This is a genomic window from Natrinema hispanicum, from assembly GCF_900111485.1.
Taxonomy (GTDB): domain Archaea; phylum Halobacteriota; class Halobacteria; order Halobacteriales; family Natrialbaceae; genus Natrinema; species Natrinema hispanicum_A.
Map to the genome: position 1 here is coordinate 104,519 of NZ_FOIC01000006.1, position 12,917 is coordinate 117,435.

A 12,917-nucleotide genomic window follows, 5' to 3' on the forward strand; every position below is an offset into this window, starting at 1 on the left:
AGAGGAACGCCCAAGGGCCCAGTCGCCCTAACCACTGCTATGGAAACGCCATCACGCTATCGCGACGGTCCGGTCCGGACGACGCTCGTCGCGATCGGTCTGGCAGCGTTCGGGATTCTCGCGAGCCAGTTTACGACCCTCCCCGCGATCGCGCTCGAGCCGGCGCTGGCGACGTCTCCGACGGACGCCTCCCTCGTGAGTCGAACGGCATTGCTGATCCTGAACTTCCTCGGCTTCGTGCTCGCCGGCGCGCTCTATCTTGCCGCGACCGGCCGCGGCTGGTCGTACGTCGACCTCCGGTGGCCGACGAAACGCGGCTGGCTCTACGTCCTCGCCGGCGTTCTCGGGAGCTTCGTGTTTTACATTCTCGTCAGTTTGGTCGTACAGGTACTCTCTCTACCGTCTGCAGACAATCAGGTCGCAACCTACATCGGGAACGATCAGACGATGGTCCTGATCATGATCGGCATCGTCTTCTTCTTCAACGCGCCTGCCGAGGAGTTCCTCTTTCGAAATATCGTCCAGAAACGCCTCTACGCCGCGTTCGGCCGGCTCACCGCGGTCGTCGTTGCCAGCGCGATCTTCGCGCTGATCCACATCATGTCGTATGCCGTTCTCTCCGACTCGCTGCTCGCGACTCTGGTTCCCGTCGTGGTCGTCTTCGGTGGCTCGATCATCTTCGGCCTGCTGTATGCGAAAACCGATAACCTCGTCGTGCCGATCGGTGCCCACGCCGCGTTCAACGCGATCCAGTTCGGCTTGCTGTATCTTGCCCTCGAGTACGACCTCGAGACTGCCGACCCGTCGACGTCGCTGCTGGTCGACCTCGCAGCAATCGTTCCCCTGTGATCGGCTGTGGCTGCCGCGTCGTCAGGTCTTTTATTACCGCCCGCGGGTGAGGGTGCTATATGTCCCATGCGAAGGGCGACCGCCGCGAACGCGAACTCGTCAACGCGCTCGACGAGGCCGGCTTCGCGGTGATGCGTGCGCCCGCAAGCGGCGCTGCGACCGACCGCGAACTCCCCGACGTGCTCGCCGGCGACGGTGAGCAGTTCTACGCCATCGAGGCGAAATCGAGCGCGGGCGACCCAATCTACCTCACCGGCGAAGAGGTCGAAGCGCTCATCTACTTCGCCCAGAACTTCGGCGCGAAACCCCGGATCGGCGTCCGCTTCGACCGCGAGGACTGGTATTTCTTCCACCCCGGCGACCTCTACGTGACCGACGGCGGCAACTACCGGGTCAAAAAGGAAACGGCACTTGCGGAGGGCACTGATTTCCCCGAGTTCACTGGCCAATCCGAGAAGGTCACGCTGGCGGAAGCCGCAGCCGATGGCAGTGTCGATGACGGCCCGGACGAGGAACTCCTCCGTGTGCTCAATGCCGTCGAACAAGGCGTCATGGACGTCGAAGAGGCTGCTGAACTGCTCGAGTAACGCCGTTCGCGGTTCCGAACCCAGTCTCCGTTATCGTTTCTCGAGGCGCGTTCGCGGAAAGACGTAGACCTTCAGCGACGCGGGAACGACGCCGTTGGATGCGACGGTGGCGTGTGGATAGACCGCGCCCACGACGGGCACGTCCGGATCGTAGTCCTCGTTCGTCCTGTACTCGGCGACGGTACAGTCTGCGGCCCCGATGTTGACGGCGTCAGCCCGCAGCTCCGAGACATCGACGACCGTGAGCCGGTCGCCGGTCTCTCGATCGACGACGGTGTCGCCCGGATAGATCGTATGGTCGTCGCAGTAAAACGGCGCGGCCGCGTCCTCGTCGACGAAGACCGGCTCGCCACAGTCGTGACAGTCGACCGCGATCTCGCCTGGCGGTGGTGTTCGGCCGGCTGTGATCTCGAGTGCGACCCGGCGAATGTGTTTGCATCGAGTCTTGCGGAAGACGTAATCCGGGCAGGTACACCGGCCTGCCTCGAGATCGACGAGATAGGTGTGGTCGCTCGCGGACTCGACCTCGTAGAGGCCGTCGCCGAGTGGCAACACCGACATCGGCTCGGTGTGTGCCCGGCGCGATCGCTCCGGGAGATGGGCTGTGCGTGGGACTGGAAGCGGTGCTTTCGGTGACGCTGTTGTTTTCATGGATGCGTCGGATGGAATGGCTGGTCGGCTGGCTATTCGACGTTTATAGGGAACCGACAGTCATAACCACCGTGCCTGCATGCCCATGGTCGGCATTTATACGTGACCGGCGACCAAAGCAGGGTAGTATCGCCCGATCGCCGTCCGAGAACCCCTTCGAAGCGCTTTTGACGGGGCCGGCGAAATCGCTCAGGCAATGGTCGAACGCGAATCGCTCATCGAGATCGTCGTCTCCGTCGGTGCCGTCTTTCTGATGCTGGCGGCGATGTTCGCTATCGGATCGTCCTACGGCGCAGCAAACAGCACGCTCTCGCCCCAGGGCGGTCAGATGCTCGTCTGGGTAATCGTCGGGTTCATCCTGCTGATGACAGCAGTCGGGGTCGCTCTGGCTTATATGCTGAACAATTCTGACGGCAACGTCAGTGCCTAATACTACCGGACAAACGTCAGTGACTACTCGATCGCGTCTCGACGGCTGTCGCCGTCGGCGACAGCGTCTTGGGTGCGATCGAGGGATGAACCGTTTTGTCCGGCAGTATAAGACACGCCACCATCTCGTTTCTCCCAGTCTGCCCGCTGAACCCATAATTGACCCAGAACAGAACTCGGAGCCGCCAGAACTGGTGCCGTCTCAGACGGTCTGCTGTCACTGGTTCCCGGCGCACCCACGATCGCATGCGGGTGCGCCGGCACTGACTGACAGGCGTCCGTCTCAGTCCCCGCTTGCCGACTGCTCGTCTTCCCGCCAATCCTCGAGCTCTTCGTCTTCTGCTTCCTCGAGTCGCTTTTCGTAGTAGGCCATCGGATGCGGAATCCGCTCGCAGAGGTCGTCTTTGTTCACGCAGTCGCCGTAGGACTGCATCGTCGAACAGGCCGGTGCCGAGTACTCAGTCGGCGAGCTATCGCCGCGGATGTGGTCGGTCTGATAGCGCGTCATCTCTTCGCCGAACGACGAGTTGACCCGGTAGAGGTCGACGATCTCGTCGGTCGACATCCCGATACTCGTCAGGAAGGCAGTGATCGCAAAGCGGGAGTGATGTGGCAGGTGTTCGCCCTTCTGGACCTGATCGAGCAACGCCTTCATACACGGCGGGAAGAGGTCGGGAACGACGGTGTCGATGTCCTGCGTCAGATCGAGGTCTGCCAGTATCGAACGGATCTCGTCGGCGTCGTCCTCGAGCGCGCTCGCGATCGTCTCGGGCACCTCGAACGGCAGCCCGTCCTCGATCCGGCCCCGGATCGCCTCCCGGAGCAGCGCGAGGAGTTCGTCTTCGTCGACGGGTACCTCGCCGCTGTCCAGCGGTCGATTGACGAGCCGCCACTCGTCTTCCCACATGTCTTCGGCCAGCGGCAGGTAGGTGCCGACGTCGATGCGATAGCCATCGCTGGCTGGCGTCTCGCGGATCTCGTCTTGCAGGTCGAATTCAGCTAACAGCTCTGGGAGCTCGAGCCCCGTCGACGAGACGCTTTTGAGTTCGGTCGTGTCGGCCATGTCGGCGGTAAAGCGGTCGTAGGCAGTCGCGGCCTCTCCGCGGGCGTACTTGCGGACGAGCACGCGCTCGCCGACCAGCGAGACGAGCACTCGTGCGACGGGATAGGAGAGCAACTCGACGCGAGGTTCGTGGGCTGGCTCGCCGACAGTTCCGTCCTCGAGTGCGGTAATCACGCGTTGGCGTGCGCGGTCGACGACCGCCCGGTCTTGCTCGACGACGGTCGCGAGATCGACCGCTTCCGTCGCGACGGACTCGCGAGCGGCTGCGAGAAACGGATACCGGGCGTGGAGTCGCTGCATCGGTAAAACGAAATTACTCCGGCGGGATAAGCGCGCTGATTATCGTAATCGCGTTTTATACTCGGCTCCTCGATTCGGCGACGCAAGCGCCGCGCTCGAGGATCGATTTCAAGAGTGTTCGACACGTCACTGCGAGTATGCCACAGGCGACGAGAGATGGTGTGTCGATCTACTACGAGCGCGACGAGAGTGACGGCGATGGAACCGCGCCGGTCGTCTTCGTTCAGGGGCTGGGATTCGGGCGGTGGATGTGGCGGTGGCAACGCGAGGCCGTCGCCGATCGCTACGACGTGATCGCGCCCGATAACCGGGGAACTGGCCGCTCGGACGTCGGCTTGCCGCCGCTCGTCCCGCGGCTGCCGGGGCTGCTCCGCGGACTCGTCTTGCTCAAACTGGCGGGCTATTCGATGGACGGGCTCGCGGCCGATCTCGAGGCCGTCCTCGACGATGCAGGGATCTACAACGCCCACATCGTCGGCGCGAGCATGGGCGGGATGATCGCCCAGCGCCACGCCGTCGAGTACACCCGGGCGAAGTCGCTGACGCTGTGTTGTACGTCCCACGGCGGGCCCGACGCCGCGCCGGTGCCCGAGGAAACGCAGGAACACATGTTCGAGACGCCCGACGGGGCAGACGAGCGGGGGACGATCCGCCACCGCATGCGTCCCGCGTTCACCGAGCGCTTTACCAACCGGAACCCACATCTGATGGATCAGATCATCGAGTGGCGTCTCGAGCAAGATGCTGACGAGCCAGCCCGCGAAGCCCAAGGCGCGGCTGTGCAGGGCTTCGACATCAGCGACCGCCTTGAGCGTGTCCGCGTCCCGACGCTGATCCTCCACGGGACCGACGACCAGGTCGTCCCCGTCGAGAACGCGCGGTTGCTCGAGGAGAAATTACCCAACAGTCGGCTGGAACTGATCGAGGGCGGCTCGCATCTTTTCTTCATCGAGGACGACAAGCTGGTCAGCGAGCACTTGATCGAGTTTCTCGACGCACAGGACTAAGCGACGCGGGCTAGATCGCTGGCGGTGTGGACGACCCGGTCAACTGGCCGCGGTGGCGTCTTCGATCTGGATTCGGCCGTCGCTTCGGACGCCAATCGAGAACCCCTCGTAGGTGAACCACACCAGATGGACGCTGTCGCTGGTTTTTCTGTGTGCGTGTTCGACCAACTCGTTGAGCGCACCCGGGTCGACGGCATCGTACAGCGGCGACAGTTCGGTCGGGTCCCGCTCGAGCCGTGTGGCGACCGCGGTGACGACGGCCTCGCTCGGCCGGCCATCCGCCGGATCGAACGCCGTGACGTATTCCTCTGTCGGCTCGTCCGCTGGATCGTTCGGGGAGGGCATAGCACACTGGAGGGGACGTCACAGAGTAGCCACTCCCCTGTCTATATCGACGTTTTAAGTATCAGAGCAGGCCGGCAGAACAGTTGACGACGGCCGTTCAGTCGCTCTGGATCCGCGGCGCGAGCATGTAGGTCACTTGTCCCTGTCCCTCCGCGAAGCCGAAGTAGATCTTGACGGGGAACTCCTCGCCGAGATCGAGCGTGACCTCGGTATTCGAGGGGATCGCCTTGTTCATGTCCTTGAGGTAGTCAAGCGAGAACAGCGAGTGAGCAGGGCCGATCTGTAGATCGATCAGGTCCTCCTGGGTCAACTCGAGGTGGACGTCGTCGGTGTCGCCCTCCGCATCGACGTAGAAGAACTCCTCGCCCTCGTTGACGCCCAGCGCGATGTGATCCGAGACCATGTCGGCCGCCTTCACGGAGCGGTTGACGTCTTTGCCTTCGAGGACGACCTCAGCGGGCAGGTCGAGATCCGGAATGTCCGGTTCCTGGCGGATCGAGTCGGGATCGATGAGCGCGAGCGTGTACTCGAGCCCGTCGATCTGAATGTGGAGCTTGCGGGTCTCCTCGTCGAGTTCGAGCTGGATGAGCTGGCCGGAGTCGGCCATGCCGGCGATGTCTTCCAGCCGCGAGAGGTCGACGCCAATCAGCCCGCCGTCTGCTTCGTAGGACTCGAACGCAGCCGAATCGAGCGAGAGGTCGACCATCCCGACGTTCGCGGGGTCGACGGCCCGGATTTCGAGGCCGTCCGCCTCGAGGTGGATCTTGCACTCGTCGACCAACACGCTGACCGAGTCGAGCGCGCTGGTGAGCGTTTCGGCGCTCACGATGGCCTTGAACATATAGCTCGGCGTACGGACGGTTGGCATAAAAAGGCACCCTTTACGGGTGACAGCGGGATCGCGGTGTTTCTGGAGCGATCGGCTGCCTTTCCGGACCAGTCTGTCAGCCGATACGAGTCGCGCCGGTCGTCCTCGGGCAGTGGGCGACGATCGCGTGGCGTTCGACGGGACGACTGGTCTCCTCCGCGCAGGCTGCGGTGTTTTGAGGATGGCGCTGGTAGCTCCTCGAACGACGCATGTATGTGACCGTACTCAGCACGGGCGGCACGATCGCGAGCACCGGCGGCGACGACGGTGCATCGCCGACCAAGCAAGGGAGCGATCTCGTCAGTGCGGTCCCCGAACTGGCCGACTACGTGGACATCGACGTCGATCAGGTCGCACAGATCCCGAGCTTCGAGATGGACACCGCAACGCTCGAGTCGATCGGCGATCGGGTCCGCGAACTCGACGGGGATGCGAGCGTCGACGCGGTCGTCATCACCCACGGCACGGACACGATCGAAGAGACGGCGTACTATCTCGACGTCGCGATTCGGCCGGCGACGCCCGTCTTCCTGACCGGCGCACAGCGCCGCCCGGACGAGTATAGCCCGGACGGGCTGTCGAACCTCCTCACGGCGTTTCGGGCCGCTGGCGCGTTCGACACCCACGGCCACGGTGGCGTTTTCGTAGCGTTCAACGAGGCGGTCCACGCCGCCCGCCGCGTCACGAAGACTCATACCTCGAAACTCGAGACCTTCCGCTCCGTCGGGACCGGCCCGGTCGCCACCGTCGACCGGAACGGCGTCGCGATTCATCGGACACCCAGGAGCGAATCGACGCACCTTCCGGCCACCTCGCTCGCAGCGGCCGTCTACACGGTCACAAGCGCCAGCGGCGTCACGGGCGAGTTGCTCGAGGCGGCGGTCGAACGTGATGCGGATGGTCTCGTCGTCGAGGGGACGGGCCTCGGGAATACGACGAAAGCGCTCGGAACCGCTGTCCGCGACGCGATCGGCGAGGGAGTGCCGGTCGTAATTACCTCGCGCTGTCTCGAGGGCCGAACCGCGCCCGTCTACGGTGGAGTCGGCGGCGGTGAACGACTTCGGGAGTACGGTGCGATCTTTGCGGGCGATTTGCCGGCACAGAAGGCCCGCATCAAACTGACGCTGGCGCTGGCCGCGTTCGACGACGAGGCGGCGATTCGGCGCGTGTTCGCCAACTGACCGGCCGCCGTCCGATCACGTTTAGATGTAGTCGCCCTCGCTCTCGTAGACCGATGGGTCGTCTTCGTACTTCCGAGCGATCGCTTCCAGCGTTTGGAAGTCAGCGTTCTCGTGGCTCTTGACGTACTGGATAAACTCCTCTAGGTGTGAGATCATGTGGGGGAGCCCGTGGAGGTCGGGATGGATCGTGAACGTGTAGACGCCCGCGCCGCGGCGGTTGTAGAGGAAGTCGAACTGCCGTTTGTAGTACTGCTCGTACATCATCTTCGGGTCCTTGTAGCCGGCGTGGTAGAGCGGCTGTTTGATGAACAGCATCGGCGGGATGTCGTCACGGTACCAGCTAATCGGAATCTCGACCACGTCCGTCTCCTCGCCGTACTCGTAGGGCTCCATCCACGTCTCCGGATCCTGCTCGTACTGGATCGGCGTCCAGTCGTCGCCTTTTCGCATCCAGCCGGGTTCGAACTCTCGTTCCATCAGGCTGCTGTCGTACAGGAAGCCGTGTTTCTCGACGAGCTCGGGCGTGTTCTCACTGAACTCCCACCAGCTCGCGCGGTGGCCGACCGGCTCCTCGCCGGTGACGTCCTCGATCAGGTCGATCGAGACCTCGAGGATCGCGTCTTCCTGCTCGCGCGAGAGGTCCGTCGGGTTCTCGTGGGAGTAGCCGTGGACGCCGAGTTCGTGGCCGGCGGCTGCGACCGCCTCGATTTCGTCGCGGAACGTCTCGATTGTGTGACCCGGCACGTACCACGACGTCTCTACGTCCTCGTCCTCAAACAGTTGCACGAGGCGGGGGATGCCCTCGTTTCCCGCCGAGAGCCCGCGTGATAGGTCTGCTGGTGAATCCGCCCCGCCGTACGAGCCTAACCAGCCGGCGACGCAGTCCGCGTCGACACCGATCGCGACGTCGATATCACCCATGGTAACACCGCTCTCGGCTTCGACCCGCCGGCTAATAGTGGTCCTCCCTGCCGGAGATATCGACCGATTCAATCCGCCGATGACACTCTCTCGAACTGAACAGTGGCTCGAGATGACCGGCTCGGCACCCCGGGGCCGGACACGTCTCCCCGGGCATCCGCCATACTTACCCGCGGTGACTCCCTACGCCCGTACTAACTGACGAGAGTCTCTATGGCAGGAAAAGATCACTATTACAACAAAGCGAAACAGGAAGGCTACCGCTCTCGAGCGGCCTACAAACTCAAACAACTCGACAACCTCGAGCACGTCCTCGACCGCGGCGAGACGGTCGTCGACCTCGGGGCTGCACCGGGTGGCTGGCTCGAGGTCGCCGCCGAGGAGGTCGGCCCGCAGGGGAACGTGATCGGCGTCGACTTCCAGCGGATCAAGGACTTCGAGGACCACGACAACGTCGAGACGCTCCGCGGGGACATGACCGAGGCAAAAACGCGCGACCGCGTGATCGATGCTGCCGATGGCTCGGTTGATGCCGTGATTTCGGACATGGCACCCAACATGTCCGGCGAGTACTCGCTCGACCAGGCTCGCTCGCTCCATCTCGCACGGCAGGCCTTCGAGACGTCCCTCGAACTGCTGGACAGTGGCGGGGACTTCGTCGTGAAGGTCTTCGAAGGACCGGACGTCGACGACTTCCGGGCCGACGTCGAAGAGGAGTTTCAGTACGTCCGTGCAACGTCTCCCAAAGCGAGCCGCGACGAGTCCTCCGAAATCTATCTCATCGGGAAGGGGCGACTCACCGCGCCGGTGCGACCGGGCGACGAACTCGAGGTCGAGATCGTCGACGTCGGCAGCGAAGGTGACGGCATCGCGTCGGTCGAGGGCTACCGGCTGTTCGTTCCGGGGACCGAGGTCGGCGAGACAGTCGCCGTCTGCGTCGAGGATATGAAACCGAACTTCGGGTTCGCACAGCGTCTCGACCGCGACTAATTATTCCTGGTTCTCGAGGCGATCGTGGCGCTTGTCGATCTCGTCTAAGATATCTAGGTTCTTGCGGATCGAGGACCGAATCGCGTCGCTACGGTTGACGAACTTCCCGTCGTCGCCGACGTGATCGTCTAGATCATCGAGGAGTTCCTGTGGGATTTCGACGCTGATCTTGGGCATCAGTCTGGAAACACGTTCGCACGGTCCGGACTTAAGGGTAGTTGGTCGCGTCGTCGGATCGTCACTCCGCGGTCGCCATCTCGGCGTCCTCGGCGTCGGGGTCGGCTGCAGACCCGCCGCCACCGCCGAACAGTCGGCCACCGCCGGTCAGTACGTAGAGGACTGCGAGGCCGAGCAGGTACGTGAGCGCGATCGGGAAGGCAACCATGAACATCGTGAGCACGCCCTCCGGGCTGGCAAAGGCGGCGAGGACGAAGATACCAACGACGACCGGCCGCCAACGCTCGAGCATCGAGCGGTAGCTGACGATCCCGCCGACGTGGAACAGCGCCATCGTGACGATGATATTCAGCAGGAAGCCGATGCCGACGGTCGTGAAGATCACGAGCCAGAAGAAGTTCTTGATCCGGTAGGAGATGACCATCCCGTTGCTGATCGCATCGGAGACCAGATACGAGATGATCGACGGTGCGACCCAGAAGAACCCGAGATAGGTGCCGACGCCGAAGCCAACGATCAGGGAGCCACCCCAGACGACGAACGTGCGGCGGTCGCCGTAGACCAGCCCGCGCTCTTTGGCGGCCGGCCAGACGAAGTACAGGATCATCGGCAACACGGCGACGGCGGCGAGTAGCGTGCTCACTTTCACCTCGAAGATGAGCACCTCGACTGGGTGCAACGCGACGACGATGTCCATCTCGTTGATGAGTTGCTGGAGGGTCATCCCGCCGGGATCGACGTCGTTGCGGACGGCGACTTTCGCGAGGACGTCTTGGGGAACCCGACGGAGAAACAGGACGAACACGTCCCGGAGCCCGCCCGAATAGAGCCAGAAGAAGGTGCCACCCGCGACGAGCATGAACAGGCCGACGATGTAGAACATCTTCGAGGTGAGACTGCTGAGGATGAAGGCAATGTCGTAGCCGTAGCCGCCGATGTCGTCTTCGGTCGTCTCGTCCTCGGTGAAGGGATCGAGCATGCCCGCGGCGGTACTCGAAAGCAGGCTTCCACCTCCGCCGCCTCCACCGCCTCCGCTGCCGCCGCCTTCACCGCCTGCTGTGGCGCTACCGGCGTCGCCTGTCGCCGTGCCGTCACCGCTTTCACCGGCGGCGTCGAGCGAGTCGAACCGATCGAGGATGGCCTGGGCCTTCTCCCGGTCGTCGTCGTACATCGCCTCTCGGGAGTACTCGAGCGCTTGGTCTTCGCTCATATTCTGGAAGACCGGTGTCGGGATGTCGGCGATGTCCTCGGCCGCAAGCGTCTCGAAGTCGACGTCCTCGTGGGTGTCGGCGCGCCGAATGTCGTCTTCGCGCGGATAGACCGGGCCCTGGAGGACGCGAATCGTGTAGCCGAGCAGGACGACGAAGCCGACGGCGGCGGCGACGATCATCCCGACCGCGATATCGCCGGCAAGGCCGTGCGTGTTCGCCGTTTGCTCGAGGCCGAGCGGTCCCGTCGGCCGAATCAGATCGGGGAGGGCAGGGAAGACCGACGCGTGGAGGTAGTCGAACGCGCCCTGGTTGACGGCGGCGGTGACGATGGCCGCGATGGCAGCGAGCAAGCCGCCGAACTGGAGGAGGCGTCGCTTGACGTGATCAGTGCCCGACCCTTCGGAGTGTGCCGCGCCGCGTCGGCGGATGTTGGAGACGACCTTCGAGAGGCCGAGACTAAAGACGTAGAGGGTGATCATCGGCATCGCCCACATGACCTGTGTGAACGGGTCCGGCGGCGAGAACACGGCCCCGAAAACGGCGATGAGGACGAACGCGTGTCGCCACCGGTCGCGGAACGTCTCGTAGGGAATGATCTCGGTGTAGGCCAGAATGCTCATCACGAGCGGCAACTGGGCGGCGAGTCCGAACGACAGCGTCAACAGCGCCATGAACTCGGTGAACTCGGTGATGCCGAAGCTCGGTTTGATGCCGGCGCTGACGGCGTTCTTTGCGAGGAACGCGAACGCGAAGGGGAAGAAGACGCTGTAGGCGTAGACGATCCCACCGACGAACAGCGACAGCGACAGCCCGACGAAGCCGGCGACGTAGCCTTTCGAGATCGGCACGACGCTGTGGTAGCCACGACGGCGGATCGCGTCCCGGGAGAAAAAGATCAATGCGGGAATGGCGACGATGATCCCCGTTATCATCCCGATTTTCGCCTGTAACAGGATCACCTCGAACGGCGTCCGCGTGATGATATCGGTCGAACCAGCGACCGTCTGGCCCATCTGCTTTGTCGCGGTCGCCTCGAGAAAGTCCCAGATGACCATGCGAAGGGCATAGAAGGAGCCGATAAAGCCCACAAGGAACACGATGAACACCTTCTGGAGGTGTTGCTGGGCGCTCGAGAGGAGTGTGCCGACCGTCTCCCGGCCGGTATTGATGGCGCGGGCGGTATCCTCGTCGAGGGCAGAACTCATTGGGTTGGGGTAACTGACATCCAGTTATCAACCTTTCGAGTGGATATGCGGGCTCGAAGCCCGATCGATCGCCCTTCTCACCCTCTCGCGGTCACCGTAAGAAAAAGGCCTATAACCGGTGGCCTATCACTAACCCGTAGATGTCGGACGAGCCGGTCGATGACCGCGACCGCGAGGGTCCGCCAGAGCCACAGGAGGGCTCCGATGAGCCCCAGCCAGCCCTCGCGGACGCAGACGCGGCGTCGCCGCCCCTCGAGACCGACGGCGAGGGCGTCGTCGGCGATCACCCGTCTCCCGAGCCGACCTATCCCGACTCCGATGACGACCTGGGGGGCGTCTCGACGCCGCCGGGCGACGAGGAGATGCCACTGGCCGATCACATCGAGGAGATGGTGCTTCGGCTGGCGGTCGTGTTGCTCTTTGCGGCCGGCGGGACGGCGATCGGCCTGCTGTGGGCCTCCCAGGCAATCGAGTTCGTCTGGTTCTCCGTCTTCCCGTCCGGCGGCAACGCGCCGCCACCGCACGTCTACCAGCCCCTCGAGCTGTGGCTGACCCGGATCAAGGTCGCGTCGCTGCTGGGGATCATGGTCGCGCTGCCGGCGTTCGTCTACGAGTGTTACCTGTTTATGCGGCCAGGGCTGTATCCAAACGAGCGTAAATACTACCTCGCGGCCGTCCCGACGAGCGTCGTGCTCGGCGCGATCGGGATGTTGTTCTCGTATGTGCTCGTGTTGCCGATCCTCTTTCAGTATTTCACCTACTACGCCGAGGGCAGCGCCATCGTCGCGTACGCACTCGGCGAGACGTTCAACCTGATCATCACGTTGATGGGCTTTCTCGCAATCGTCTTCCAGATTCCGCTCTTTATCATGCTGGCGATCATGATGGGCGTGACGACCCGGCGCTGGCTGGCCCAGAAGCGGCTGTACTTCTGGGCGGCGTTCGCGGGCCTGGCATTCATGTTCACGCTCGACCCAACCGGGATGGCACCCATCCTCGTCGCCGTCACCATGATCCTGCTGTTCGAAGGGACGCTGTTCGTCCTGAAGTGGGTCGGCCGATAATCGACTGATGTCGCGGCAACTCGCTGTCGGTGGTCGCTGGCTCGGTTCGTCACACGCTCGAGCCACGCT

General features: G+C 63.4%; 14 protein-coding genes. 7 read left to right on the plus strand and 7 right to left on the minus strand.

What is annotated here, in order from left to right:
- Window positions 1-39: 39 nt before the first annotated feature.
- Together BSG09_RS08050 and hjc are read left to right on the plus strand one after the other, a co-directional pair.
- Window positions 40-849: a CPBP family intramembrane glutamic endopeptidase gene (locus tag BSG09_RS08050; protein ID WP_092931938.1), complete on the plus strand. Its 810-nt coding sequence runs from the start codon at window positions 40-42 to the stop codon at window positions 847-849.
- Between the two features lie 59 nt (window positions 850-908).
- Entirely contained in the window at window positions 909-1,436 is a 528-nt protein-coding gene (gene hjc / locus BSG09_RS08055; protein ID WP_092931940.1) for a Holliday junction resolvase Hjc, read from the plus strand.
- Window positions 1,437-1,466: 30 nt separating this feature from the next.
- Here hjc and BSG09_RS08060 read toward each other — a convergent pair whose 3' ends face one another.
- Window positions 1,467-2,087 (minus strand): SWIM zinc finger family protein, encoded by a 621-nt coding sequence (locus BSG09_RS08060; RefSeq protein WP_092931942.1) that lies wholly within the window; start codon window positions 2,085-2,087, stop codon window positions 1,467-1,469.
- 196 nt (window positions 2,088-2,283) lie between these two features.
- Between BSG09_RS08060 and BSG09_RS08065 the strand changes: the two genes are divergently transcribed.
- A complete protein-coding gene (locus BSG09_RS08065; RefSeq protein ID WP_092931944.1) occupies window positions 2,284-2,517 on the plus strand; it encodes a DUF7472 family protein in 234 nt (77 codons plus the stop codon).
- Between the two features lie 282 nt (window positions 2,518-2,799).
- On the opposite strand, the gene priL is transcribed toward BSG09_RS08065, so the two are convergent.
- Window positions 2,800-3,879 carry a DNA primase regulatory subunit PriL gene (gene priL, locus BSG09_RS08070; protein WP_092931946.1) on the minus strand — a complete coding sequence of 360 codons (1,080 nt, stop codon included), beginning with the start codon at window positions 3,877-3,879 and terminating at the stop codon, window positions 2,800-2,802.
- A 137-nt stretch (window positions 3,880-4,016) separates the two neighbouring features.
- On the opposite strand from priL, the gene BSG09_RS08075 reads away from it, so the two are divergent.
- Complete coding sequence (locus BSG09_RS08075; RefSeq protein WP_092931948.1) at window positions 4,017-4,886, plus strand: alpha/beta fold hydrolase; 870 nt, start codon at window positions 4,017-4,019, stop codon at window positions 4,884-4,886.
- 39 nt (window positions 4,887-4,925) lie between these two features.
- On the opposite strand, the gene BSG09_RS08080 is transcribed toward BSG09_RS08075, so the two are convergent.
- Together BSG09_RS08080 and BSG09_RS08085 are read right to left on the minus strand one after the other, a co-directional pair.
- Window positions 4,926-5,231, minus strand: coding sequence for a HalOD1 output domain-containing protein (locus BSG09_RS08080; protein ID WP_092931950.1), 306 nt, complete (start codon window positions 5,229-5,231; stop codon window positions 4,926-4,928).
- 97 nt (window positions 5,232-5,328) lie between these two features.
- Window positions 5,329-6,072, minus strand: a complete 744-nt coding sequence (locus BSG09_RS08085; RefSeq protein ID WP_092931952.1) for a DNA polymerase sliding clamp — start codon at window positions 6,070-6,072, stop codon at window positions 5,329-5,331.
- A gap of 236 nt (window positions 6,073-6,308) precedes the next feature.
- Between BSG09_RS08085 and BSG09_RS08090 the strand changes: the two genes are divergently transcribed.
- Window positions 6,309-7,280, plus strand: a complete 972-nt coding sequence (locus BSG09_RS08090) for an asparaginase (protein WP_092931954.1) — start codon at window positions 6,309-6,311, stop codon at window positions 7,278-7,280.
- A 21-nt stretch (window positions 7,281-7,301) separates the two neighbouring features.
- On the opposite strand, the gene BSG09_RS08095 is transcribed toward BSG09_RS08090, so the two are convergent.
- Window positions 7,302-8,201 carry a polysaccharide deacetylase family protein gene (locus BSG09_RS08095; protein ID WP_092931956.1) on the minus strand — a complete coding sequence of 300 codons (900 nt, stop codon included), beginning with the start codon at window positions 8,199-8,201 and terminating at the stop codon, window positions 7,302-7,304.
- Between the two features lie 213 nt (window positions 8,202-8,414).
- On the opposite strand from BSG09_RS08095, the gene BSG09_RS08100 reads away from it, so the two are divergent.
- Complete coding sequence (locus BSG09_RS08100) at window positions 8,415-9,191, plus strand: 23S rRNA (uridine(2552)-2'-O)-methyltransferase (RefSeq protein WP_092931958.1); 777 nt, start codon at window positions 8,415-8,417, stop codon at window positions 9,189-9,191.
- Here the strand turns inward: BSG09_RS08100 and BSG09_RS08105 are convergent, their stop codons facing one another.
- Window positions 9,192-9,368 carry a hypothetical protein gene (locus BSG09_RS08105; RefSeq protein ID WP_008013290.1) on the minus strand — a complete coding sequence of 59 codons (177 nt, stop codon included), beginning with the start codon at window positions 9,366-9,368 and terminating at the stop codon, window positions 9,192-9,194.
- A 61-nt stretch (window positions 9,369-9,429) separates the two neighbouring features.
- Window positions 9,430-11,784, minus strand: a complete 2,355-nt coding sequence (locus BSG09_RS08110; protein WP_092931960.1) for a twin-arginine translocase subunit TatC — start codon at window positions 11,782-11,784, stop codon at window positions 9,430-9,432.
- A gap of 140 nt (window positions 11,785-11,924) precedes the next feature.
- Between BSG09_RS08110 and tatC the strand changes: the two genes are divergently transcribed.
- Window positions 11,925-12,848 carry a twin-arginine translocase subunit TatC gene (tatC, locus tag BSG09_RS08115; RefSeq protein ID WP_092931962.1) on the plus strand — a complete coding sequence of 308 codons (924 nt, stop codon included), beginning with the start codon at window positions 11,925-11,927 and terminating at the stop codon, window positions 12,846-12,848.
- Window positions 12,849-12,917 lie beyond the last annotated feature (69 nt).

What these genes read in the sequence shown, in the direction of transcription:
- BSG09_RS08050 (WP_092931938.1), top strand. Translation starts at nt 40, where the DNA reads ATGGAAACGCCATCACGCTATCGCGACGGTCCGGTCCGGACGACGCTC.
- hjc (WP_092931940.1), top strand. Translation starts at nt 909, where the DNA reads ATGTCCCATGCGAAGGGCGACCGCCGCGAACGCGAACTCGTCAACGCG.
- BSG09_RS08060 (WP_092931942.1), bottom strand. Translation starts at nt 2,087, where the DNA reads ATGAAAACAACAGCGTCACCGAAAGCACCGCTTCCAGTCCCACGCACA.
- BSG09_RS08065 (WP_092931944.1), top strand. Translation starts at nt 2,284, where the DNA reads ATGGTCGAACGCGAATCGCTCATCGAGATCGTCGTCTCCGTCGGTGCC.
- priL (WP_092931946.1), bottom strand. Translation starts at nt 3,879, where the DNA reads ATGCAGCGACTCCACGCCCGGTATCCGTTTCTCGCAGCCGCTCGCGAG.
- BSG09_RS08075 (WP_092931948.1), top strand. Translation starts at nt 4,017, where the DNA reads ATGCCACAGGCGACGAGAGATGGTGTGTCGATCTACTACGAGCGCGAC.
- BSG09_RS08080 (WP_092931950.1), bottom strand. Translation starts at nt 5,231, where the DNA reads ATGCCCTCCCCGAACGATCCAGCGGACGAGCCGACAGAGGAATACGTC.
- BSG09_RS08085 (WP_092931952.1), bottom strand. Translation starts at nt 6,072, where the DNA reads ATGTTCAAGGCCATCGTGAGCGCCGAAACGCTCACCAGCGCGCTCGAC.
- BSG09_RS08090 (WP_092931954.1), top strand. Translation starts at nt 6,309, where the DNA reads ATGTATGTGACCGTACTCAGCACGGGCGGCACGATCGCGAGCACCGGC.
- BSG09_RS08095 (WP_092931956.1), bottom strand. Translation starts at nt 8,201, where the DNA reads ATGGGTGATATCGACGTCGCGATCGGTGTCGACGCGGACTGCGTCGCC.
- BSG09_RS08100 (WP_092931958.1), top strand. Translation starts at nt 8,415, where the DNA reads ATGGCAGGAAAAGATCACTATTACAACAAAGCGAAACAGGAAGGCTAC.
- BSG09_RS08105 (WP_008013290.1), bottom strand. Translation starts at nt 9,368, where the DNA reads ATGCCCAAGATCAGCGTCGAAATCCCACAGGAACTCCTCGATGATCTA.
- BSG09_RS08110 (WP_092931960.1), bottom strand. Translation starts at nt 11,784, where the DNA reads ATGAGTTCTGCCCTCGACGAGGATACCGCCCGCGCCATCAATACCGGC.
- tatC (WP_092931962.1), top strand. Translation starts at nt 11,925, where the DNA reads ATGTCGGACGAGCCGGTCGATGACCGCGACCGCGAGGGTCCGCCAGAG.